Consider the following 20,893-nt stretch of genomic DNA (forward strand, 5'->3'; position numbering starts at 1 on the left):
GATGTGCACGCGGCGGGCGGCACTCAGCTCTGGTTGTAGAACCCGCCGGTGGCAAGTCGTTCCTTGTCCTCCGGGCCCACGACCAGGTGCTCGGGGCACAGGAGGAAAACCTTGTTGTGGATCCGCTCGATGTTGCCACGGAGTCCGAAGATCAGGCCGGCGGCGAAGTCGACGAGGCGCTTGTCCTCGCCCTCCTCCATCTCGGCGAGGTTCATGATGACCGGGATCCCGTCCCGGAAGTTCTCGCCGATGATGCGGGCCTCGTTGTAGGAGCGCGGGCGGACGCTGACGATGCGGCTCAGGTCTGCCATCTCCTTCTGCACCGCGGCGGTCGGGGGCACAGGCTTGGGACGACGCGTCGGCAACGGCGACACGCGGCTGATCTCCTGGCTCGGCTCGTCCTCGACGTACACGTCGTCGGTCAGGTCGCCGTCGATCTCCAGTTCCTCATCGCTCTGGTAGCGCCCGTCCTCGACGAGACCCAGCCATGCGGCAAACTTCCGAGCGCCCACAATGCCTCCTTGGTTGGCTTATGGAGCGAGGCTAGCGTGAGCCACGCTCCTGCACGCCGCACGACGCACCGACGCGCCGAGATCACTTCATGAAGTCGGGAACATCCAGGTCGTCGTCGAAGTCGGGGCGGCTGGGTGCCTGCGGCGCCGGGGGGCGCTGCGCGGGCGCCTGCTGCGCCTGCTGCGCCTGCGGCGCCTGGGCCTGCGGCTCCACCGTGGTGGCCGGACGACTCTGCATCATCGGCCTGCTCTCCGCGGGACGGCCGACGACGCGCTTCTGCGGGTGTCCGCCGTCGAACCCGGCCGCGATGACCGTGACGCGCACCTCGTCGCCGAGGGCGTCGTCGATGACCGTACCGAAGATGATGTTGGCCTCGTCGTGCGCGGCGGCCTCGATGAGCTCCGCGGCCGCGGAGACCTCGAACAGGCCGAGGTCGGAGCCGCCCGCGATGGACAGCAGCACGCCGTGGGCGCCGTCGATGCTGGCCTCGAGCAGCGGCGACGAGATCGCCATCTCGGCGGCTGCGCGCGCACGGTCCTCGCCGCGGGCCGAGCCGATGCCCATGAGGGCCGAGCCGGCCTGGCTCATGATCGACTTCACGTCGGCGAAGTCGAGGTTGATGAGGCCCGGTGTGGTGATGAGGTCGGTGATGCCCGAGACGCCCTGCATGAGCACCTGGTCGGCCTGCTTGAAGGCGTCCAGGATCGCGACCTGGTGGTCGGTCATCTGCAGCAGCTTGTCGTTCGGGATGACGATCAGCGTGTCGACCTCTTCACGGAGCGACTCGATGCCGCTCTCGGCCTGGGTCGAACGGCGGCGCCCCTCGAAGGAGAACGGGCGGGTCACCACGCCGATGGTCAGGGCGCCCAGTGAGCGGGCGATCTTCGCGACGATCGGGGCCGCTCCGGTGCCGGTGCCGCCGCCCTCGCCTGCGGTGACGAAGACCATGTCGGCGCCCTTGAGCGCCTCCTCGATCTCGTCGGAGTGGTCCTCGGCGGCCTGCCGGCCCTTCGCGGGATCGGCTCCCGCGCCGAGGCCACGCGTCAGTTCCCGGCCGATGTCGAGCTTGACGTCGGCGTCGGACATCAGGAGCGCCTGCGCATCCGTGTTGACGGCGATGAACTCGACGCCGCGTAGTCCCGCCTCGATCATGCGGTTCACGGCGTTGACGCCACCGCCGCCGACACCGACGACCTTGATCACCGCGAGGTAGTTCTGAGATGCGCTAGCCATGGGGTGAAGGCTAGGCGAGGCCGCCGGGTAGCGTCCATCGGCGCGCGCGATTGAGCGCCGAATCACCTCAAGTGTTACTTCAGGGTTTGCCCGGGACGGTCGCGATCAGCGCGGAACCGTCGTGGGATGCAGCGGCGCGGACACGTCGTACGCGCGGGCGTCGGTCGACAGGAGTGCGCTCAGCACCTGCCCCTTCAACTCGGAGTCGTCCGCGCTGCCCCATTCGACGGTGCGCTTCCCGCTGAGTTTGACGGTGATGCTGTCGATCGCCTCAGCCGACATGGAGACCATATCGGCCCGCACGGCTTCCGGCAGGTGCGTCACGACGGTGGCGATGTCGGCCAGCAGCCGCTGGTCCTCGGCCTCGGTCGTGACGAGTGGGACACCTTCGGTGGGCTCCTCCGTGCGGTGGAAGGCCACGCCGTCGGCGTCGATCCACTCCACCTGGCCGCCCAGGCGCCGCTGGTAGACGGTCTCCCGCTCCACCACGTCGATCCGCACGGTCTCCGGCCACAGGGCCTCGACGTCGACGCTCCGCACCGGCTCCAGCGCGGCGACCCGCGCCTCGATGGCCGCCAGGTCCTGCCGCGGCAGCGGCACGTCGAGCTCAACGGACGCCGCGGTCGTCACCTGGTCGGTGGTCAGCAGCCCCACCCCTGCGACCTCCACCTTCCTGGTGGCGAGCGCAGGAGAGAAGTAGGCCACGTAGACGGCGACGGCGACCAGGACCAGCAGTCCGCCGCCGATCCCCCACGCCAGGTACTTCCGCCGCTTCTGTGAGGACCGCTTCTCCTGCAACGCCTTGGCGTAGGCGCCCGGCGGCAGGGGCACGCTCACCGTCCGGACGCCTCGGGGCGCTCGGCGAGCAGGTCGGCCAGCAGCGGGCCGACGATGGTGACGTCGCCGCAGCCGAGAGTGATGATCAGGTCGCCGGGGCGGGCCAGGTCGTTGAGCGCGGCGGGAAGGTCGTACTTCTCCTTCACGTAGACGACCTCCTTGGCGCCGTGGCGGACCGCGGCGTCGACGACGAGTTCGCCGGTGACACCGGGGACCGGGTCCTCGCGGGCGCCGCAGATGTCGTTGATGACGGCGATGTCGGCGAGCGTCATCACCTCGCCGAACTCGTCGGCGAAGTCGATGGTGCGGGAGTAGAGGTGCGGCTGGAAGCAGGCCACCAGCCGGCCGTCGAGGCCGGTCGCCTCGTTGCCGGCCTCCGTGGCCCGACGGGCCGCGGTCAGCGCGGCACGGATCTCGGTCGGGTGGTGCGCGTAGTCGTCGTAGACGCGGATCCCGGCGGTGTCGGTGATCAGCTGGAAGCGGCGCAGGGTGCCCTCGAAACGGCCGAGGGCCTCGACGGCCGCGTCGTGCGTCAGCCCCAGCAGGCGGCCGACGGCGTAGGCGGCCGACGCGTTGGCCAGGTTGTGGTTGCCCGGCACCTGCAGCGTGATGGTGCCGGCGTCGTCGCCGTAGGTCAGCGTGGCGGACACGCCCTTCCCCGCGGCCACGACATCGCTGATGCGCACGTCGGCGTCGGGGGCCTCGCCGTACCGGATGACGTGGTGGCCGTCCGCGGCGAGTTCGTCGGCGAGTGCGCGGGAACCGTGGTCGTCGACGTTGATGACGACGTGCCGCACGGTCGGGCCGGTCGCGAACGTGCGGAACCCGGCCGCGTAGGCCTCGGGCGTGCCCCAGTTGACGAGGTGATCGGCCTCGACGTTGGTGATCACCGCGATCTCGGTCGGGTACTGCAGGAAGGAGGCGTCGGACTCGTCCGCCTCGACGACGAAGGCCTCGCCCGCGCCGTTGGCCGAGCTGGCGCCTGTGGTCGACAGCGGACCGCCGATGACGTAGCTGGGGTCCTGGCCCGCCTCGGCCAGCATGACGGCCGTCATCGCCGTCGTGGTGGTCTTGCCGTGCGTGCCCGCCACCGACACGCATCGCCTGCCCTGCATCAGGGCCGCGAGCGCCGCCGACCGGTGCCAGACGCGCAGGCCGCGGGCGCGGGCCTCGACGAGTTCGACGTTGTCGGGGCGGATGGCCGACGAGATGACGACCGTGCGGGCGTCGCCGACTTGTTCCGCCTTGTGGCCCACGTAGGTGGTGACCCCGGAGCGTGCGAGCGACCGCAGCGCCGTCGAGTCGGACTGGTCGGAGCCGGTCGTCTCGATGCCCAGGTCGGCGTAGAGCCGGGCGATGCCCGACATCCCGGAGCCGCCGGCTGCGATGAAGTGGACGGGGCCGACCTCGTCGACGGGAACGACCTCGATCGGGTTGAGCAGCATCAGTGTGTCTTCCTCCCGGCGGCCGCGAGGACCGCCTCTGCGAGTACGTCGGCCGCGTCGGCCGGATAGGTCCCCCGGCAGCGCCGCGACATCTCCGCGAGCCGCTCCGGATCGGCCAGTGCTTCGACGACCATCGTCGCCAGCTTAGACCCGCTCAGGTCGGCGTCCTCGACGAGCCAACCCGCATCCGCGGCGACGAGCTCGGCCGCGTTGCGCCCCTGCTCGCCGTTGCCCCACGGCAGCGGCACGAAGATGACGGGCAGGCCCGAGACGGACGTCTCCATGACGGTGCCGGCGCCTGCGCGGCCCAGCATGAGGTCGGCCGCGGTGTAGGCGACCGCCATGTCCTCGACGAACGCGACCGGCACGTAGCGGGCACCGCTCGTCGGGTGCACGATCTCGACGTCGTCGTCGGTCATGTTCTTCGGGCCGAGGACGTGCACGATCTGGAAGCCTGCGGCGAGGATGTCGTCGACGGCGGCCAGGAGCGCCTCGTTGATGCTGCGGGCCCCCTGCGAGCCGCCGCTGACCAGGAGCGTCGGGCGGTCCGGGTCGACGCCGAGCGCGGTCCTCGCCTCGGCCCGCGACAGCTCCGGGTGGGTGATGGACCGCTTCATGGGCATGCCCACGAGCTTCCCGCCGGGAAGCTGGGTCTCCTGGAAGGTCGTCGCGGTGAAGGCAGCGAAACGGGCCCCGACCCGGTTGGCGATGCCGGGCAGCTTGTTGGCCTCGTGCACCACGACGGGGATCCGCGAGATCCTGGCGGCGAGGTAGGCGGGGATGGAGACGTAGCCGCCGAACCCGACCAGGACGTCGGCGTGCGCCTCCTGGAGCACGCGGCGCGCCTGCCTGACCGAACGGGTGAGGGTGTAGGGCAGCTTGAGGAGGTCGAGGTTGACGGTGCGCGGCAGCGGAACGGGGTCGATGAGCTTCAGCGCGAGGCCCGCGGCCGGGATGACGGTGGTCTCGAGGCCCTTGTGGGTGCCGATGCAGACCAGCGAGACGCCCGGCTCCGCCTGCTGCAGCGCCTGGGCCGTCGCGATCAGCGGCGACGTGTGGCCCGCGGTTCCTCCGCCGGCGAGCGCCACGTTGGTCATCGTCAGTCCTCCTTGGTCGCCGCCATCACGCTGGTCATGCGCGGGCGCGCCGACTTCCTGCGGGAGGCGAGGTATGCGCGCGCCTGGGGGGTGTCGCGCGCGAGGGCCAACAGTACCCCGGTCGCCATGAGCGAGGCGAGCAGCGCCGTCCCGCCGTAGGACACGAACGGCAGCGGCACGCCGAGCACAGGCAGCAGGTGCATGACGACGGCCATGTTGATGAGGGCCTGGATCACGAACCAGGAGGTGATGCCGGCGGCGACGAGCCGGTTGAACAGGGAGTCGGAGCGCAGGGCGATCTCGAAGCCCGCCCAGCCGAGCAGCGCGAACAGGCCGATGACCAGCAGCACCCCGAACAGGCCGAGCTCCTCCCCCAGCACCGCGAGGATGAAGTCAGTGTGCGGGCCGTCCTTCAGGCCGCCCCACTTCTGCTTGCTGGCCCCGAGCCCCAGCCCCCACCAGCCGCCGGTCGCGAGCGCATAGACGGCGGCCATGGGCTGCGACGACAGGTCGGTGTTCGACTGCGGGTCGAGGAAGATCGAGATGCGGGCCATGCGGTTGCCGGACCCGAACACGAGCAGCAGCACGAGGGCTGCTGCCGCGCCTCCGAGCGGGGCGAGGATCCGCAGCGGGGTGCCGACGAACCAGAGGATCATCACGAGGATCAGGCCGATGATCAGGCCGGTGCCGAGGTCGCGGCCCGCGAGGACCAGCGCCAGCAGCAGGGCGCCGAAGGGGATCAGCGGCATGGCCAGCTGGGTGATCTCACCCAGCCTGCTCCGCTTCGCGTGCAGCACCGCCCCCGCCCAGACGATCAGGGCGAGCTTCGCGAGCTCGGACGGCTGGAACTGGACCCCGGGGGCGAGCTTCAGCCAGTTGCGGTTGCCGTAGACCTCGACGCCGAGCGGGGTGAACACCAGCAGCAGGAGGACCAGCGCGAGCACGTAGGCCGGCCAGCCGAGGCCCCGCAGCACCGTCGGCTTCATCCGGCTGAGCACCGCGCCGAGCACCAGCCCGGCCACGAGGAAGCCGATCTGTCGGAGCACGTAGTAGTACGGGTCGCCCTTGGTGGACTGGGCCAGCGCCGACGACGCGGACAGGACCATGAGGATGCCGAGCGCCGACAGCACGACGACGCTGGCGACGACGAAGTAGTACGGGGCCATGGGTGAGCCGGTGAGGGCCTTGACCTGAGACCGGATGGTGAGCCGCGCCGGGGAAGTCGCGTCGGACGCCATGGGGTCTCCTTCCTACGCGCGTGCCAGATACCGCTTGACAGCCTCCGTGAACCGGTCGCCCCGGTCCGCGTAGCCGTCGAACATGTCGAGGCTGGCCCCACCCGGGGAGAGCAGCACCACGTCGCCGGGCCGGGCCATCGTGCCCGCCACCGCGACCACCTCGTCCATCACCCCAGTGTCGGTGGTGTCGAGCACGCGGACGGGGACCTCGGGCGCGTGTCGGGCAAGCGTCTCCGCGATCTGCTGCCGGTCGACGCCGATCACGACGGCGCCGCGGATCTTCCCGCGGTGGGCCTCGACGAGGTCGTCGAACGTCGTCCCCTTGGCCTGGCCGCCGGCGACCCAGACGAACGAGTCGAAGGCCGACATGGCCGAGTTCGCTGCGTGCGGGTTCGTGGCCTTCGAGTCGTCGACCCAGCGGATCCCGCCCTTCTCCGCGATCTGCTGGATCCGGTGGCCGCCGAGTTGGAGGCGCTGCAGGCCGGCCGCGACGGAGGAGGCCGCCACGCCGTAGGAGCGTGTCAGCGCTGCGGCGGCCAGCGCGTTGGCGACGTTGTGCGGCGCCTGCGGGTGCACGTCGGCCACCTTGGCGAGCTCGAGGGCCGAGTCGCGGCGCTGCGGGACGAAGGCGCGGTCGACGATCAGCTCGTCGACGATGCCGATCATCGACGTCGCGGGGATCCCCATGGTGAAGCCGATGGCGCGGGCGCCCTCGGTGACGTCTGCATCCTCGACCATCTTCTCCGTGACCGGCTCTGCGACGTTGTAGACGCAGGAGTGCGTCACGCGCTCGTAGATTCTGGCCTTGTCCGCGGCGTACAGCGGCATGCCGTCGTCCACCTCGTACCACTCGAGGTGGTCCGGGTGCAGGTTCAGGACAGCGGCCGAATGCAGCGCGACGCTGTTCATCCAGTGCAGCTGGAAGCTCGACAGCTCGACGGCGAACACGTCGTAGTCGACGTCGTCGAGGATCGCCTCGATGATGGGACGGCCGATGTTGCCGACGGCCGCGGCCTTCCTGCCGTCGGCGATGAGGATCGACTCGACCATTTGCGTGGTGGTGGTCTTGCCGTTGGTGCCGGTGATGCCGAGCCACGGGATGACGCGGTCGGGCTGCATCATGCGCCACGCCAGCTCCGTCTCACCCCAGACGGGGATGCCCGCGGCGGCCGCCTGCCGCAGCAGCGGCGCGCTCGGCCGCCAGCCGGGCGAGGTGACGACGAGGTCGGTGCCGGGCGGCAGCGTCGCCGTCGCACCGGCGCCGAGGACCACGGTGACGTCGAGGGCCTCCAGGAGCGTCGCCTTGTCGGCGTACCTGGTCGACTCGTCGAGGACGGTGACGGTGGCTCCGAGCGACATCAGCCCGTCGGCGGCGGCGAAGCCGGACACCCCCAGCCCCGCGACCACGACATGGGCCGCCCCCCAGTCGGAGAGCCGGTTCGCCGTCGCCATCCAGTCGAGGGTCACTGCCCCACCACCCATTCCGCGTAGAAGATGCCGAGTCCGAGCGCCACGCACAGGCCGCAGATGATCCAGAAGCGGATCACGACCGTGACCTCCTGCCACCCCTTCAGCTCGAAGTGGTGGTGAATGGGCGACATCTTGAAGATGCGCTTGCCCTTCGTGGCCTTGAAGTAGCTCACCTGCAGGAACACGGAGCCGATCTCGATGACGAACAGGAGGCCCAGGATGATCAGCAGCAGCTCGGTGCGGGTCATGACGGACAGGCCGGCCAGTGCCGCGCCGATCGCCATCGAGCCGGTGTCGCCCATGAAGATCTTCGCCGGCTTGGCGTTCCACCAGAGGAAGCCGAAGCAGGCGCCGGCGAAGGCGATGGCCACCATGGCCAGGTCGTTCGGGTTGCGCGCCTCGTAGCAGAGCGGCCCGGCGGTCGAGGCCCTGCCGCACCACTGGTTGAACTGCCAGATGTTGATGATCGTGTAGGCCGCGAACACCAGCGTCGAGCTGCCGGCCGCGAGGCCGTCGAGGCCGTCGGTGAGGTTCACCGCGTTGGCCCAGCAGATGATGATGAAGGCGATGAAGCCGACGGCGAGGGCGGGCCAGAGCGACAGCCACGGGATGTCACGCAGGAACGAGATGGCCGGCGACGCGGGGGTCAGGCCCCGTTCGTCGGGGAAGTTCAGTGCCGCCAGGGCGAACAGGATGCCGATGATGGCCTGCCCGACCAGCTTGGCGCGGGGGGTGAGGCCGAGGCTGCGTTCCTTGGCGATCTTCGACCAGTCGTCCAGGAAGCCGAGGAAACCCATCGCGACGGCGAGACCGATGACGAGCATGCCCGACAGGGTGGGCGTCTGCCAGCGCAGGAGGTGCGTCAGGGCGTAGCCCAGCACGACGGATCCGATGATCACGAGGCCACCCATCGTCGGGGTGCCTCGTTTGGTGTAGTGGGCGGTCGGCCCGTCCTCCCTGATGAACTGACCGTATTGGCGCTTCGTCAGGAATCTGATCAGCAGCGGGGTGCCGAGCAGCGACAGCAGCAGCGAGATGCTGCCCGCCAGCAGGATGTTGATCACTTGTCTACTCCGTCCGTCGCGACCAGGGAAGCCGCCACCTTCTCGAGGCCGATGCCGCGGGAGCCCTTGATGAGGACCACGTCTCCTGGGCCAACACTAAGCCCAGCGGCGACGTCGTCGCGGGAAGCCACCCTGGCGGCCACCCCTTCAGCGACGGCGCCCGCCACCACCTGGGAAGCCAGTTCGCCGACGGCGACCACCTCGTCGGCACCGACCCCTGCGGCCCGTCTGCCGAGCTCCAGATGCAGATCTGCCGCCGCCTCGCCGAGCTCGAGCATGTCGCCGAGCACGGCCACCAGCCGCGCCGTCGGGTGCGTGGCCCGCGAGCCGCGGAGCAGCTCGGCGGCGGTCTCGAGGGCGACGGCCATCGAGTCGGGGTTCGCGTTGTAGGAGTCGTTGAGGATGAGGACGCCGTCGTCCCTCGTCACGAGGTCCATCCGCCAGGAGGACCGGGTGGTCGCGGCGGACAGGGCGGCGGCGATGGTCTCGAGGTCGACGCCGGCCGCCAGCGCCGCCGCGGCCGCGGCCAGCGAGTTGGGCACCTGGTGGCGGCCGATGACGCCCAGCCGCACGGGGACGCTGCGCTCACCGGAGCCGTCGAGGACGACCAGGCGGAAGGAGGCGCGGCTCAGCGCATCGAGCTCGACGTCGCGGGCGGTGACCCGCAGGTCGCCGTCGGGCAGGTCGCCCTCCCCGAACCAGGCGATGCGGGCACGGGTGGCGGTGCGCATCGCCGCGACCAGCGGATCGTCGGCGTTGAGGACGGCCCAGCCGTCGGCGGCGAGGTCGGCGACGATCTCGGACTTGGCCTTGGCGGTGGTCTCCAGGCTGCCGAACTCCCCGACGTGGGCACGGCCCACGTTGAGGCAGACGCCGACGTCGAGGCCGACGAGCGAGGTGAGCCAGGCGATGTGGCCGAGCCCGCGGGCCCCCATCTCGGAGACGAGGAAGGCGGTGTCGTCGTCGACCCGGCACGCCGTCAGCGGCACGCCGAGTTCGTTGTTCTGGGAGCCGACGGGGGCGACGGTGGCGCCGGCGCGTTCGAGGATCTGCGCGAGAAGGTCCTTGGTGCTGGTCTTGCCGGAGCTGCCGGTGACGCCGAGCGAGATGAGGCCGCGGACCCTCGCCTCCGCGACGACGCCCCGCGCGAGCCAGCTCAACGCGGTGACCGAGTCCTCGGCCAGCACGTGGGCGACAGGTGCGTCGGTGGTGTGGGTGCCGAGGACGGCGGCCGCGCCTGCGGCGACGGCGGCGGGGGCGTAGTCGTGTCCGTCGACCCGCTCCCCCGGGATCGCCACGAACAGAGCCCCGGGCGAGGCGGCCCGGTTGTCGGTCACGACGTCCGGGCCGACGACGACGTCGTCTCCGAACATCTCGACCGGGGCCGGCTGCATGAGCTCGACCACCTCCGACAGCAGACGTTCACGCATCCGCGTCTCCCTCTCTGTGCAGGCGGGCCCAGGCTGCCCGGGTCTCCGCCATGTCGTCGAAGTCGACCGTCCGGTCGGCCAGGATCTGTCCCCGTTCGTGGCCCTTGCCGAGGATCGCGACAACATTACTGCCGTCGGCGCGCCGCAGCGCCTCCTCGATGGCGCGGGCCCTGCCCGCGACCTCGATCACCTCGGCCCCACCCGCTGCGCTCGCTCCCGCGACCGCGGCGGCACGGATGGCGGCCGGGTCCTCGGAGCGGGGGTTGTCGTCGGTGATGATCACCAGCTCGCTCCCCCTCGCGGCGGCGGCCCCCATGTCGGGGCGCTTGGCGGGGTCCCTGTCCCCTCCGCAGCCGAGCACGGTGATGACGGGCCCTGCGGCGGAGAGCGATCCGACGGCGGCCTCCACGGCCTGCGGGGTGTGGGCGAAGTCGACCACGGTCAGGGGGCGCCGTCCGGCAGCGCGACGCGCTCCATCCGGCCGGGCACCTGCGCGACGGCGAGCCCTGCGAGCGCGGCCCCGGTGGGGACATCGGCGGCCTCGAGCATCGCGAGGGCGACGACGGCGTCGATCATGTTGTAGCGCCCGGGCAGAGCCAGCGGCAGGTCGACGCGCTCACCGCGCCGCACCACGACGCCGTGGCCGCCGAGCGGAGCCACCTCCCGGTACGAGTCGAGGCGGTAGTCGGCTGCCTCGTCGGTGCCGACGGTGACGAGCCGGCTGCGGCCATGGGCACGGATGCGTTCCGCCAGCACACGGCCGCGCGGATCGTCGGTCCAGATGACGCTGACCCTGGCCCGGCCCGGCTCGAACAGGCGGGCCTTGGCCTCGAAGTAGTCCTCGAGGTCGGCGTGGAAGTCGAGGTGGTCGCGGCCGAGGTTCAGGAAGGCGGCGACGTCGAAGGTGATGCCGTCGACCCGGCGCAGCGCCAGCGCGTGCGAGCTGACCTCGAGGGCCACCGCGTCGGCGCCGCGTTCCAGCATCACGCCGAGCAGGCCCTGCAGGTCGGGCGCCTCGGGCGTGGTGACCGTCGACCTCGCGGAACGGATCTCCTCGGAGCCGAGCCGGAACCCGATGGTGCCGATGGTGCCGGGAAGCCGGCCGGCCGCCAGCAGGCCCGCCTGCAGCAGCGCGACCGTGGTGGTCTTGCCGTTGGTGCCGGTGACGCCGAACATCGTCATGTGGGTGGCCGGGTCACCGAAGACGCGGGCCGCCAGGACGCCCGCCGCGGCGCGGGGATCGGCGGCCACCAGGACGGGAACGGCCAGTCCGGGGAGCCGGGCGGCGCCGTCGCCGTCGGTGAGGACCGCGACGGCTCCGGCCTCGACGGCGGATCCGGCGAACTGGGCCCCGTGGGCCCGCGAGCCGGGCAACGCGACGTAGATCCAGCCGGGCCGCACCGCGCGGGAGTCGAGCGTGATGCCGGTCACCGGCTCAGCACCGGCAGGGTCGCCGAGCAGGTCCAGCGCCTCCACGAGGGCAGCGAGCCGGACCGGCTGGGTTCCGGCCGGGCGGAGCAGGGATTCCATCAGTCGTACGTTAGCGGTTCGTCCGGCGCGGCCGTCGTCGACGGTGCCACGTTGTAGCGCGGCAGCATCATCGACAGGATGTCGTTGACGACGGGAAGGGCGAGCTGGCTACCGAGGTTGCCGTTGGTGGGCTGGTCGAGGACGACGTAGACGACGATCTGCGGGTCCTCGGCCGGGGCGGCGCCCACGAAGGAGGCGGTGAATCCGTTGTAGCACTTGCAGTCGGCGTCGTAGCGCTGGGCGGTGCCGGACTTGCCGATGGTGCGGTAGCCGGGGATCTCCCGGCCCTCCTTCAGCGTGATGACGGCCTCCATCATCTCGCGCACCTCGGCGGAGGCCTCCTCGGAGATGACCCGCCGCGACGTCGGGGTCGCCACGTCCACCGGCGTTCCGTCGGCGTAGGTGCCCGACGCGATGATGCTCGGCTGGTGGTAGATCCCACCGTTGACGGCGGCGACGACGGCCGCCGTCATCTGCACGGCGTTGACGCTCAGCCCCTGGCCGAACGAGATCTGGTCGCGCGTGTAGTCGGGCATGTCGCCGCCGGGCAGCTGGCCGGTGCTCTCGCCGGGCAGGCCGGAGCCGGGCTTGCTGCCGAGCCCGAACTTCGCGAGGTAGTCCGACAGCGTCGACTTCTCCATCTGGCGGGCCAGCATGATGGTGCCGATGTTGGACGACTGGGCGACGACCCCACGTGCGGTCAGCTTGAGGGTGCCATGGTCGAACGAGTCGCGGACGTACCGGTCCCCCGACGCGATGCGTGCAGGGACCTCCACCCGGGTGTCCGCGGTGACGAGGCCCTGGTCGGCGAGCGCCGCCATGGTCAGCACCTTCTGCACGGAACCGGGCTCGTAGGCCATCGTCACGGTCCGGTTGCCGAGGTCTGCGGTGTCAGCGGAGCCAGGGTTGCTCGCGTCGTAGCTGGGGTTGTTGACGAGCGCGAGGATCTCGCCGGTCTTGGCGTCCATCGCCACTGCCATGCCCGTCTTGGCGCCGGCCTTCTTCATGCCGTTGGCCAGGATCTGCTCGGCCATCCAGTTGACGTCGGAGTCGATGGTCAGCTCGTAGGCGGCGCCGTCGACGGCGGGCGTGATGGTGTTGTCGCCCATGGGGATGCGGCCGTAGGTGGACGACTCGAACATCTGCTTGCCGGGGGTGCCCCGCAGGGTCGAGTCGAGGGCGTATTCCAGCCCGGTCGCGCCCTTGCCGTCGGCGTTGACGAACCCGATGACGCTCGCCGCGACCGTCCGGTTGGGGTAGACGCGGATGGGGTCGGACTCCGAGTAGACGCCGTACCAGGGCCGCTTGCCGTCGCCGTCGATGCCGGCCTTCATGTCGGCCTGCAACGCGATGTAGGTGGCGGCAGGAACCCGCTTCGCCACGACCTTGTACCGGGTGTCCGGCGTGTCGATCGCCTTGAGGTAGTCCGACTTCTTGCCGCCGAGATGCTTGACGAGGAGATCGGCGACCGCGTTGGGAGCGGCATCCTTCTCCTGGATCTTCCTCTTCGTCATCGGGTAGCGCTCGTCGGCGCCATTGGTCCGCACGATCTTCGGGTCGATCGAGACGATCATAGCCGGCTCGGTGGTGGCCAGCACGACGCCGTTGCGGTCGGTGATGGTGCCACGGGCGGCGGCCAGGTCCTGGGTGTAGCGCATCTTCTCCGCAGCTGTGGCCGCGTAGGCGCTCGAGTCGATCCCCTGGAGGAAGACGGCCTTGCCGCCGACGATCACCATGGCGACGGCCGCCAGGATGCTGAAGACACGGATGCGGAGGCGGGTCTCCCCGATGGGCATCCGGACCGTCTTGCGGTAGCGCCGCGGAGCGCCACGGCCCGATGAGGGCCGCCGCGTCGCCGGGCGGGCGGCGGGCCGGGGCTCCCGGCGCGGTTGCGTGGCCTTCCGGGCGGGCGTCCGACCTGTCGGCGTCGCGGCCGTCTTCGCCGAGGACGCGGCATCGCGACCGGAGCCGCCCGAGGGACGGGCCCCTGCCGGCCTGCGCTTCTGCGGGGGGCGGGGTGCGGCAGAACCGCCTCGACGCTCGGCCATGCTCAGGCCCCCTCTGCGGGTGAGTCCGCTGTCTCTGCGGGTGTGTCGGCTGTCGTGGCGTCGGCAGCCGTATCGCCCGCTGCGGCCGTGACGGGCTCCTGCGGGTCGGGGTCGACCGGTGTGATCGGCTCGGGGGTCGGCTTCGGTTCCGGCGCCGTCGCCTGTCCGTGCAGGTAGGGCAGTTCGTTGCCCGTCACCGGAGTGGGGTCACCGGAGACGGTGCCGTCGGCGAGGTTGATGAAGGCCGGGTACGGGTTGGGCACCATGCCGAGCTGCGAGGCGGACAGCGCGATCGAGTTGGCGCTGGAACGTCGCTGCAGCTGCGACTCGAGGGCGGCCCGCTCGTAGCTGAGATGCGTCGCCTCCCTGCGCAGCCGCGTGAGGTCACGCGACTGGGCGCCGACGGAGGTGCTGACGACCATCACGCCGGCCAGGCCGATCGTGATGAGCCCCAGGACGATCCCGACGAAGCCGACGGTCGAGACGGTGGCCCGGGGTGCGAGGACGGGTCGTCCCGGCTCCCCGTGGTGCGCGCCGCTGCCCTCATGCTGCCTCCCTGATCCGTTCGGCCACCCGGAGCCGGGCGGAAGCCGCCCGCGGGTTGGCTGCGGTCTCCTCTTCATCGGGCCGTTCCGCGCCGCGGGTCAGCAGGCGCAGTTCGGCACGAAGGTTCTCGGGCACGACCGGAAGGTCGCGCGGGGCGCGGTCGGAGGCGCCGTCTGCGAAGACGCGCTTGACCGCGCGGTCCTCCAGGGAGTGGTAGCTGAGCACGGCCATGCGCCCACCGAGGGAGAGCGCGCCGACGGCGGCGGGAAGGACGCCCTGCAGGGCCTCGAGTTCCCGGTTGACCTCGATGCGCAGCGCCTGGAAGGTGCGCTTGGCCGGATGCCCGCCGGAGTGGCGGGCGGCGGCGGGGATGGCGCCGGAGATGACCTCGACGAGCCGTCCGGAGCGGTCGAACGGCGCATCGTCGCGGGCGGCCACCACGGCCCCGGCAATGCGGTCGGCGAAACGCTCCTCGCCGTACCACTTGAGGATGCGGGCCAGTTCCGACTTCGGGTAGGTGTTGAGGACCTCCGCGGCCGTGGGGCCGTCGGCGCGGTTCATGCGCATATCCAGCGGGGCGTCGACCCGGTAGGCGAATCCACGCTCGGTGCGGTCGATCTGAAGCGACGAGAGGCCGAGGTCGAGCAGGATCGCGTCCACCTTCTCGATCCCGAGGTCCGCGAGGACGGCCGGAAGCTCGTCATAGACGGCGTGCACGAGGGTTGCCCGCGACGCCAGGTCACCGAGTCGCTCGCGGGCGACCTCGTGGGCGTCGAGGTCGCGGTCGATGCCGATGAGGCGGGCCTCGGGGCAGGCCGTGAGGATCGCCCTGGCGTGGCCCGCCAGGCCGAGCGTGCCGTCGACGTAGACGGCGCCGGGGCGCGTCAGGGCAGGGCGCAGCAGTTCGACGATCCGATCACGCATGACCGGATCGTGAACGTCCGTGAAACCCTGCATCTGTCGACCCTTCAGATATATCGGTGTCCCAACGGGAGGTTCCCTCCCGGGCGGACCTGGCTTCGGGGAAGTGAAGTCAGGGCCGGTACCGGACGGGAGCCACCCGCGGGGAAGTCACAAACCCGTGAGGGCGGTGAATTCGTTGTCCATGTCCGAGAAGGACTCTTCGCCCGCCTCGGAGTACTTCTGCCATGCCTCGGCGTCCCAGATCTCGGCGCGGTCGCCCGCTCCGATCACCACGACGTCGCGATCCAGACCGGCGTAGGTGCGAAGGCTCGGGGGAATCGTGACCCTGCCCTGCCGATCGGGAACTTCGTCGCTGGCCCCGGCCATCAACATGCGCTGATAGTCGCGGACCTGCCGCACCGTGCTCGGGGCGCTGATGAGGGAGGTCATCTTCGCCTCGAACGTCGCCCTGGGGTAGACGGCGAGCGCCCGCTCCTGCGTGCGCGTGATCACCACCCGGCCTCGAGGGCATCGCGGAACTTCGCGGGCAGGATCAGGCGCCCCTTCTCATCGAGCCTCGGCTGGTACGTCCCCAGAAACATCGACAGGCACCTCCTTCCTCCCCTAAGCACCCACTTTGCCCCACTGGGCCCCACCGTACCCCACTTTCCACCACTTTGGCGTCCATCCGACCGTGTTCCTCCACGGCGTGTGGGCAGTACGCTGGGGACTTCTGCGACCGCTACCGGAGGAGCTCAGGTGTCCCAGCCCCCCACGTCCCAGCTGCACGAGGTGGCCCGCCTCGCCGCGCACATCATCGAGGAGATGTCCCTCGTCATCGAGGGCAAGCCGCAGCAGTTACGGACGGCGGTCACGGTGCTGCTGGCGGAGGGACACCTGCTCATCGAGGATGTTCCCGGCGTCGGCAAGACGGTGCTGGCCCGCTCCCTCGGCCGTGCCATCGACGGCGACTTCCGCCGCATCCAGTTCACGCCCGACCTGCTGCCGAGCGACGTGACCGGCGTCTCCGTCTTCAACCAGTCGACCCGGGAGTTCGAGTTCAAGCGCGGGGGCGTGTTCGCCCACATCGTGCTCGGAGACGAGATCAACCGCGCCTCCCCGAAGACGCAGTCGGCGCTGCTCGAGGCGATGGCCGAGTCGCAGGTCTCCGTCGACGGCCACAGCTACCAGCTGGCGCGTCCCTTCATGGTCATCGCCACCCAGAACCCCATCGAGATGGAGGGCACCTATCCCCTCCCAGAGGCGCAGCGCGACCGGTTCATGGCCCGCATCACCATGGGCTACCCGGCCCGCGCCTCCGAGGTCGCCATGCTCACGCACAACGCCGCCGGCGACCGGATCACCGAGGTCCGACCCGTCGCGTCCGCCGGTCAGGTGTCCGCGGCCGCCACCGTCATCCGCCAGGTCTACGTCGCGCCAGCGATCAACGACTACATCGTCTCCATCGTCGAGGGCACCAGGAACCATCCCGACCTGCGACTCGGGGCCAGCCCGCGGGCCTCACTCCACCTGATGCGCGTCGCCCGCGTCGTCGCCACGCTGGCCGGGCGCGACTACGTAATCCCGGAGGACGTGCAGGAACTCGCCCGTGAAGTGCTGGCACACCGGCTGCTGCCGACGGTCGAGGCCCAGGTGGCCCGGCGCGATGCCGGCGACATCGTCTCCGAGATCATCTCCGCGACGCGGCTGCCGGAGCGGGGGTAGCGCGTGCGCGATGGGACGCGGCTGACGGGCCGCGGGCTCGCCCTGCTGATCCTCGGCACGATCGCCTCGGTGGCCGCTGCGGTGATCGGCGAGCGCGATCTGCTGTGGGTGACCCTCTTCGTCGCCTTCCTTCCTGTGTTCGCGTTCGCCCATCTGCGCTGGACCACCCCCGGGGTGACGTTCACCCGCACCCTGACCCCCCCGACGGTGCCCCTCGGCTCGACCAGCCGGGTCGTCCTGCACGTGACCAACCGGTCCCCGGGGCAGGGCGGGGCGCTGCGCTTCACCGATGAGGCGCCCAGTGCCCTCGCGGACCCGGCGAGCTTCACCATCGCGCGCGGATTCGGGGCCTGGCGGCAGGCCGTCGGCTACACGCTGCACGCCGAGCACCGCGGCCGCTTCCCCATCGGCCCGCTCCGTGGCCGGGCCTGCGACCCGTTCGGGCTGGCCTACCGCACCTTCACGGCGCGCGGCCCCATCGCGACGCTGCGCGTGACGCCCCAGGTGTGGGACCTCACCCTGCACACCGGCGCCGACGGGCTCGGCGCCTCGGGGGACGCCACGCCACAGCGCATCGGCCAGGCGGGCGCAGACGACGTCCTCGTCCGGGAGCACCGCCACGGCGACGACATCCGGCGGGTGCACTGGAAACTGTCCGCCAAGAAAGACGAGTTGATGGTCCGCCTCGACGAACATCCCTGGGATCCGTCGAGCACGCTGATCGTCGACACCCGGCGGCTCGCGCACTCGGGCGGCGGCCCGCGGGGTTCGCTGGAGTGGACCATCTCCGCTGTCACCTCGGCGGCGGCGAGACTGATCGAGGGCCGCAACCGGGTCTCGATCGTCGGCCCCGCCGGCACGGTCTTCCAGTCAGGGCACTCCGGCCAGGGGGCCCATCAGCTGATGCTGGAGGCGATGACCGAGCTGACCCCCTCCGGCGAGTCGTGGCTCGGCAGCGCTGTGGCCGATCCGGAGTCCTGGACGGCGGCGGCTGCGCTCATCGCCGTCACCGGCCGGCTGGACGCCGCGGACGCCGCGGCCCTGGTCGCCGTCGGAGGGCGGGCCAGGAGCCTGCTGCTGGTGGCACCGCAGCTGGACCGATGGTCCAGACCGTCACCCGAACACGACGATGCCCTGCGCATGCTGCGCGGCCACGGTTGGCAGGTCGTCACCTACGCGCCCGGCGAGACCGTCACCGACGTGTGGCGGAGGGTGATGCCGTGAGATACGTCCACCACCCCTTCTCGGGTGCCGCGGCCGCTGCGGCCGTCTGGCTTGCGCTGATCCCGCTCTCGACGCTGGTCACCGGCGCCGACTGGCTGCTGCAGGTGCTGCCCGTGTTGCTCGTCCCTGCCACCGTCGGCCTGGCCCTCGGGCTGCTGCGGGCCCCCCGGCTCGCGACGCTGACCGCGCAACTGGTGGCCGTCGGCGCCGTCCTGGTGTGGCGCGGACTCGCCGTCGCCGACCCGGGAGGCGGCTGGCTCACCGCGCTGCGGCGGCTGACGGCCGACGGCGTGGCCGCCATCCGCGCAGGCGTCCCACCGATGGCCCTCACGCCTGGGCTCGGCTGGCTGGTCCTGCTCCTGGCCGGCGTGCTGCTCATCGTCGTCAGCCTGCTGGTCGACACCCTCGAGCAGCCCGGCTGGTCGGTCGTCCCCCTCGCTCTGCCCTACGGCATCGCCGCGATCACGCAGGTCGACGACCTCGGCGTGGCTCTGCTCCTTCCCGTCGTCGCCGGCTACCTCCTGGTCCTGTTCAGTTCGGCGGGCACCCCGCGGCGACGGGCGCGGTGTCCCGGCGGGCCGCCTTCGAGGGCTCCCGCCTCGCCACGGTCACTGCGCTGGGGGCCGGCGCCGTGGCACTGTCCCTGGTGCTGGCGCTCGTCATCCCCCTCGGCGAGAAGCACCCGTGGACCCAGGGCGGCCCGGATGGTCCCATCCAGTTGACCGACCCGACGGTGCATCTGGAGGAAGACCTGCGGCGCCCCAAGGACACGCGCGTGTTGACCTACGTGTCCGACGACGGCGAACCCCACTATCTGCGCACCGTCGCGCTGTCCGACTTCTCGGACGACGGCCTGCGCCTGGTGCCCATGCAGCTGAACCGGTTCGGCCTCGACCGGGCCTCCTCGCAGCCGGGACGGGAGGTGACCCTCGACGTCACGATGGGTCCCATCCGCTCCGAGTACCTGCCCGCCGCCTTCACTCCGCGCCGCATCGACGCGGCGGGTGAATGGTTGTTCGATCCCGCGACCCTGACCCTCGTCGCCTCCGGCGCCGACCGGACCGCACAGACCATCAACCTGGACTACTCGGTGACCTCCGTGGTCCCGACGGCGGACCGCGACGAGATCGCCACGGCCGCAGCCGGCGCCGTCGACGATCCCGTCTATCTGACGGTTCCGTCCCTGTCGCCGGAGGTCACCGCCCTGACCAACGAGGTGGTGGCCGGAGCCACCACTGCCGGAGGGAAGGCCCTGGCCATCCAGGACTTCCTCCGCTCAGACGAGTTCACCTACACGCTCACCGCCCCGACCGTCGCCGCCAACTCGGTGCTCGATGCGTTCCTGCTGGAGGACCGTTCCGGTTACTGCATCCACTTCGCGGCTGCCATGGTGGCCATGGCCCGGATGGAGGGCATCGGGGCGCGGATGGCGATCGGTTTCACCGGAGGCACCCAACTGGAGGACGGCTCGTTCGAGGTCAGCTCGCACGACGCCCATGCCTGGCCCGAGCTGTATTTCGATTCGCTCGGCTGGATCCCGTTCGAGCCGACCCCCGCTGTCGACGGCGCCGGCATGCCCGACCCGACCGCCACGCCCACCACCACCGGCGGACCCAGCGCATCGCCCACCGGGTCGGAGACGACCACGGCTCCCCCGACGACTGCGTCCCCGACGCCGACGCCCGGGACGGGCGGCCAGGGCGGGGGCTCGGCCCGCATCGCGCTGACCATCCTGGCTGTCCTGCTCGGGATCGCGGTCCTCGGCTGCGTCCCCGCGGTCGTCAGGGTGGCCGTGCGGTTGCGGCGGCTCCGCCCCGGGCAGTCCGCCGAGGCGGCCATCGACGGCGCCTGGACGGAGGCCGGAGCCCTGTTCGCCGACTATGCCCTGGCCTGGCCGTCCGTCTCCCCCGGCCGGGCAGCGGCCGCCGCGGTGACCCAGCTGCCACCCCAGGGAGCCGCCGCGTTCGCGGCCCTCGGGTCGACGTTGGAGCGGAGCCGATTCGCCCGGGACGGCGACGCCGGCACCCAGGTGACGGCGCAGGTGACAGCATTGCGGCACGCCATCGACCGGGCAGCGACACCCGCCCAGCGGCTCCGGGCGCGGTTCCTGCCGCGTTCCCTGTGGCCGGGTCGCAGGTAACCTTGGGCCGCGTTGACGTGCGACATAGAATGCACATACGAACGGTGAGCAAAGGGAGATCCGATGGCGCTTTCTGAACAGGAACGCAAGCTGCTGGAGCAGCTTGAGGCCTCCCTGATGGCCGAGGACCCGAAGCTCGCCGACACCCTGAGCGGTTCGGCGGCCACGCGGGTGCACCGCAGGAAGGCCGCACTCGCCGGCCTCGGCTTCATGGTCGGAGTGGTCACCCTGCTGATCGGGGTCCAGATCCATCCTGCTGTCAGCATCGTGGGCTTCCTGGTGATGCTCGGCGCCGCACTGCTCGGCATCTCCTCGTGGGCACGTGCAGACGGCTCCCCGCAGCCCAGCAAGCCGGCCGGTCCGAAGCCGACACCGTCGTCGGGTTCGGGTTCCGACTTCATGAGCCGGCTCGACGAGCGCTGGCGCCGCGAACACGGCGACAAGTAGCCC

At 71.1% G+C, this 20,893-nt stretch carries 19 protein-coding genes and 1 pseudogene; 5 read left to right on the plus strand and 15 right to left on the minus strand.

Annotated features, from left to right (window positions below; all coding sequences use genetic code 11):
- Positions 1–23 precede the first annotated feature (23 nt).
- The 15 genes and pseudogenes from H9L22_RS06780 to mraZ all read right to left on the minus strand — a co-directional run bounded on the left by H9L22_RS06780 (position 24) and on the right by mraZ (position 15,956).
- Positions 24–515, minus strand: coding sequence for a cell division protein SepF (locus H9L22_RS06780; RefSeq protein ID WP_187722598.1), 492 nt, complete (start codon positions 513–515; stop codon positions 24–26).
- A gap of 79 nt (positions 516–594) precedes the next feature.
- Entirely contained in the window at positions 595–1,746 is a 1,152-nt protein-coding gene (gene ftsZ, locus H9L22_RS06785; protein WP_187722115.1) for a cell division protein FtsZ, read from the minus strand.
- Between the two features lie 105 nt (positions 1,747–1,851).
- The gene (locus H9L22_RS06790) at positions 1,852–2,583 is read right to left on the minus strand and encodes a cell division protein FtsQ/DivIB (RefSeq protein WP_187722116.1); all 732 of its coding nucleotides are present in this window, start codon (positions 2,581–2,583) and stop codon (positions 1,852–1,854) included.
- Positions 2,580–4,031 carry a UDP-N-acetylmuramate--L-alanine ligase gene (gene murC, locus H9L22_RS06795; RefSeq protein WP_187722599.1) on the minus strand — a complete coding sequence of 484 codons (1,452 nt, stop codon included), beginning with the start codon at positions 4,029–4,031 and terminating at the stop codon, positions 2,580–2,582. Before murC ends, H9L22_RS06790 begins: the two co-directional genes overlap by 4 nt.
- Positions 4,028–5,125 carry an undecaprenyldiphospho-muramoylpentapeptide beta-N-acetylglucosaminyltransferase gene (gene murG, locus H9L22_RS06800; protein WP_187722117.1) on the minus strand — a complete coding sequence of 366 codons (1,098 nt, stop codon included), beginning with the start codon at positions 5,123–5,125 and terminating at the stop codon, positions 4,028–4,030. The genes murC and murG overlap by 4 nt, the downstream gene beginning before the upstream one ends.
- Before the next feature lie 2 nt (positions 5,126–5,127).
- Positions 5,128–6,363, minus strand: a complete 1,236-nt coding sequence (ftsW, locus tag H9L22_RS06805; RefSeq protein ID WP_187722118.1) for a putative lipid II flippase FtsW — start codon at positions 6,361–6,363, stop codon at positions 5,128–5,130.
- Between the two features lie 12 nt (positions 6,364–6,375).
- Positions 6,376–7,845, minus strand: a complete 1,470-nt coding sequence (gene murD, locus H9L22_RS06810; protein WP_187722119.1) for a UDP-N-acetylmuramoyl-L-alanine--D-glutamate ligase — start codon at positions 7,843–7,845, stop codon at positions 6,376–6,378.
- Positions 7,827–8,897 carry a phospho-N-acetylmuramoyl-pentapeptide-transferase gene (mraY, locus tag H9L22_RS06815; protein WP_187722120.1) on the minus strand — a complete coding sequence of 357 codons (1,071 nt, stop codon included), beginning with the start codon at positions 8,895–8,897 and terminating at the stop codon, positions 7,827–7,829. Before mraY ends, murD begins: the two co-directional genes overlap by 19 nt.
- Positions 8,894–10,327, minus strand: coding sequence for a UDP-N-acetylmuramoyl-tripeptide--D-alanyl-D-alanine ligase (locus tag H9L22_RS06820; RefSeq protein ID WP_187722121.1), 1,434 nt, complete (start codon positions 10,325–10,327; stop codon positions 8,894–8,896). The genes mraY and H9L22_RS06820 overlap by 4 nt, the downstream gene beginning before the upstream one ends.
- Positions 10,320–10,766, minus strand: a complete 447-nt coding sequence (locus tag H9L22_RS20745; RefSeq protein ID WP_187722122.1) for a glutamate ligase domain-containing protein — start codon at positions 10,764–10,766, stop codon at positions 10,320–10,322. The genes H9L22_RS06820 and H9L22_RS20745 overlap by 8 nt, the downstream gene beginning before the upstream one ends.
- Before the next feature lie 2 nt (positions 10,767–10,768).
- Positions 10,769–11,857, minus strand: coding sequence for a Mur ligase family protein (locus tag H9L22_RS06830; RefSeq protein ID WP_187722123.1), 1,089 nt, complete (start codon positions 11,855–11,857; stop codon positions 10,769–10,771).
- On the minus strand, positions 11,857–13,653 hold the full coding sequence (locus tag H9L22_RS06835; RefSeq protein ID WP_226966177.1) for a peptidoglycan D,D-transpeptidase FtsI family protein: 1,797 nt from the start codon (positions 13,651–13,653) through the stop codon (positions 11,857–11,859). The genes H9L22_RS06830 and H9L22_RS06835 overlap by 1 nt, the downstream gene beginning before the upstream one ends.
- A 254-nt stretch (positions 13,654–13,907) precedes the next feature.
- On the minus strand, positions 13,908–14,528 hold the full coding sequence (locus tag H9L22_RS06840) for a hypothetical protein (RefSeq protein ID WP_187722125.1): 621 nt from the start codon (positions 14,526–14,528) through the stop codon (positions 13,908–13,910).
- Positions 14,449–15,408, minus strand: coding sequence for a 16S rRNA (cytosine(1402)-N(4))-methyltransferase RsmH (rsmH, locus tag H9L22_RS06845; protein WP_187722126.1), 960 nt, complete (start codon positions 15,406–15,408; stop codon positions 14,449–14,451). Before rsmH ends, H9L22_RS06840 begins: the two co-directional genes overlap by 80 nt.
- 114 nt (positions 15,409–15,522) lie before the next feature.
- Positions 15,523–15,956 (minus strand): annotated as a pseudogene (mraZ, locus tag H9L22_RS06850) (division/cell wall cluster transcriptional repressor MraZ).
- Between the two features lie 223 nt (positions 15,957–16,179).
- Here mraZ and H9L22_RS06855 point away from each other — a divergent pair.
- From H9L22_RS06855 to H9L22_RS06875, 5 genes are all read left to right on the plus strand, one after another.
- Positions 16,180–17,079, plus strand: coding sequence for an AAA family ATPase (locus H9L22_RS06855; RefSeq protein ID WP_187722600.1), 900 nt, complete (start codon positions 16,180–16,182; stop codon positions 17,077–17,079).
- Between the two features lie 3 nt (positions 17,080–17,082).
- The gene (locus H9L22_RS06860; protein WP_187722127.1) at positions 17,083–18,303 is read left to right on the plus strand and encodes a DUF58 domain-containing protein; all 1,221 of its coding nucleotides are present in this window, start codon (positions 17,083–17,085) and stop codon (positions 18,301–18,303) included.
- Positions 18,300–19,025 carry a transglutaminaseTgpA domain-containing protein gene (locus H9L22_RS18705; RefSeq protein ID WP_187722128.1) on the plus strand — a complete coding sequence of 242 codons (726 nt, stop codon included), beginning with the start codon at positions 18,300–18,302 and terminating at the stop codon, positions 19,023–19,025. The genes H9L22_RS06860 and H9L22_RS18705 overlap by 4 nt, the downstream gene beginning before the upstream one ends.
- Entirely contained in the window at positions 18,935–20,443 is a 1,509-nt protein-coding gene (locus H9L22_RS18710; protein WP_187722129.1) for a transglutaminase family protein, read from the plus strand. Before H9L22_RS18705 ends, H9L22_RS18710 begins: the two co-directional genes overlap by 91 nt.
- 63 nt (positions 20,444–20,506) lie before the next feature.
- A complete protein-coding gene (locus tag H9L22_RS06875) occupies positions 20,507–20,890 on the plus strand; it encodes a DUF3040 domain-containing protein (protein ID WP_187722130.1) in 384 nt (127 codons plus the stop codon).
- The last annotated feature ends 3 nt before the right edge of the window (positions 20,891–20,893 follow it).

Origin of the sequence: Tessaracoccus defluvii (assembly GCF_014489575.1) — a bacterium.
Taxonomy (GTDB): Bacteria; Actinomycetota; Actinomycetes; order Propionibacteriales; family Propionibacteriaceae; genus Arachnia; species Arachnia defluvii.

Bases quoted from the DNA above. Each gene is read 5' to 3' on its own strand.
- ftsZ (WP_187722115.1), bottom strand. From the start codon at position 1,746: ATGGCTAGCGCATCTCAGAACTACCTCGCGGTGATCAAGGTCGTCGGT.
- murG (WP_187722117.1), bottom strand. From the start codon at position 5,125: ATGACCAACGTGGCGCTCGCCGGCGGAGGAACCGCGGGCCACACGTCG.
- ftsW (WP_187722118.1), bottom strand. From the start codon at position 6,363: ATGGCGTCCGACGCGACTTCCCCGGCGCGGCTCACCATCCGGTCTCAG.
- murD (WP_187722119.1), bottom strand. From the start codon at position 7,845: ATGGGTGGTGGGGCAGTGACCCTCGACTGGATGGCGACGGCGAACCGG.
- H9L22_RS06820 (WP_187722121.1), bottom strand. From the start codon at position 10,327: ATGCGTGAACGTCTGCTGTCGGAGGTGGTCGAGCTCATGCAGCCGGCC.
- H9L22_RS06830 (WP_187722123.1), bottom strand. From the start codon at position 11,857: ATGGAATCCCTGCTCCGCCCGGCCGGAACCCAGCCGGTCCGGCTCGCT.
- H9L22_RS06835 (WP_226966177.1), bottom strand. From the start codon at position 13,653: ATGCCCATCGGGGAGACCCGCCTCCGCATCCGTGTCTTCAGCATCCTG.
- H9L22_RS06840 (WP_187722125.1), bottom strand. From the start codon at position 14,528: ATGAAGAGGAGACCGCAGCCAACCCGCGGGCGGCTTCCGCCCGGCTCC.
- rsmH (WP_187722126.1), bottom strand. From the start codon at position 15,408: ATGCAGGGTTTCACGGACGTTCACGATCCGGTCATGCGTGATCGGATC.
- H9L22_RS06855 (WP_187722600.1), top strand. From the start codon at position 16,180: ATGTCCCTCGTCATCGAGGGCAAGCCGCAGCAGTTACGGACGGCGGTC.
- H9L22_RS06875 (WP_187722130.1), top strand. From the start codon at position 20,507: ATGGCGCTTTCTGAACAGGAACGCAAGCTGCTGGAGCAGCTTGAGGCC.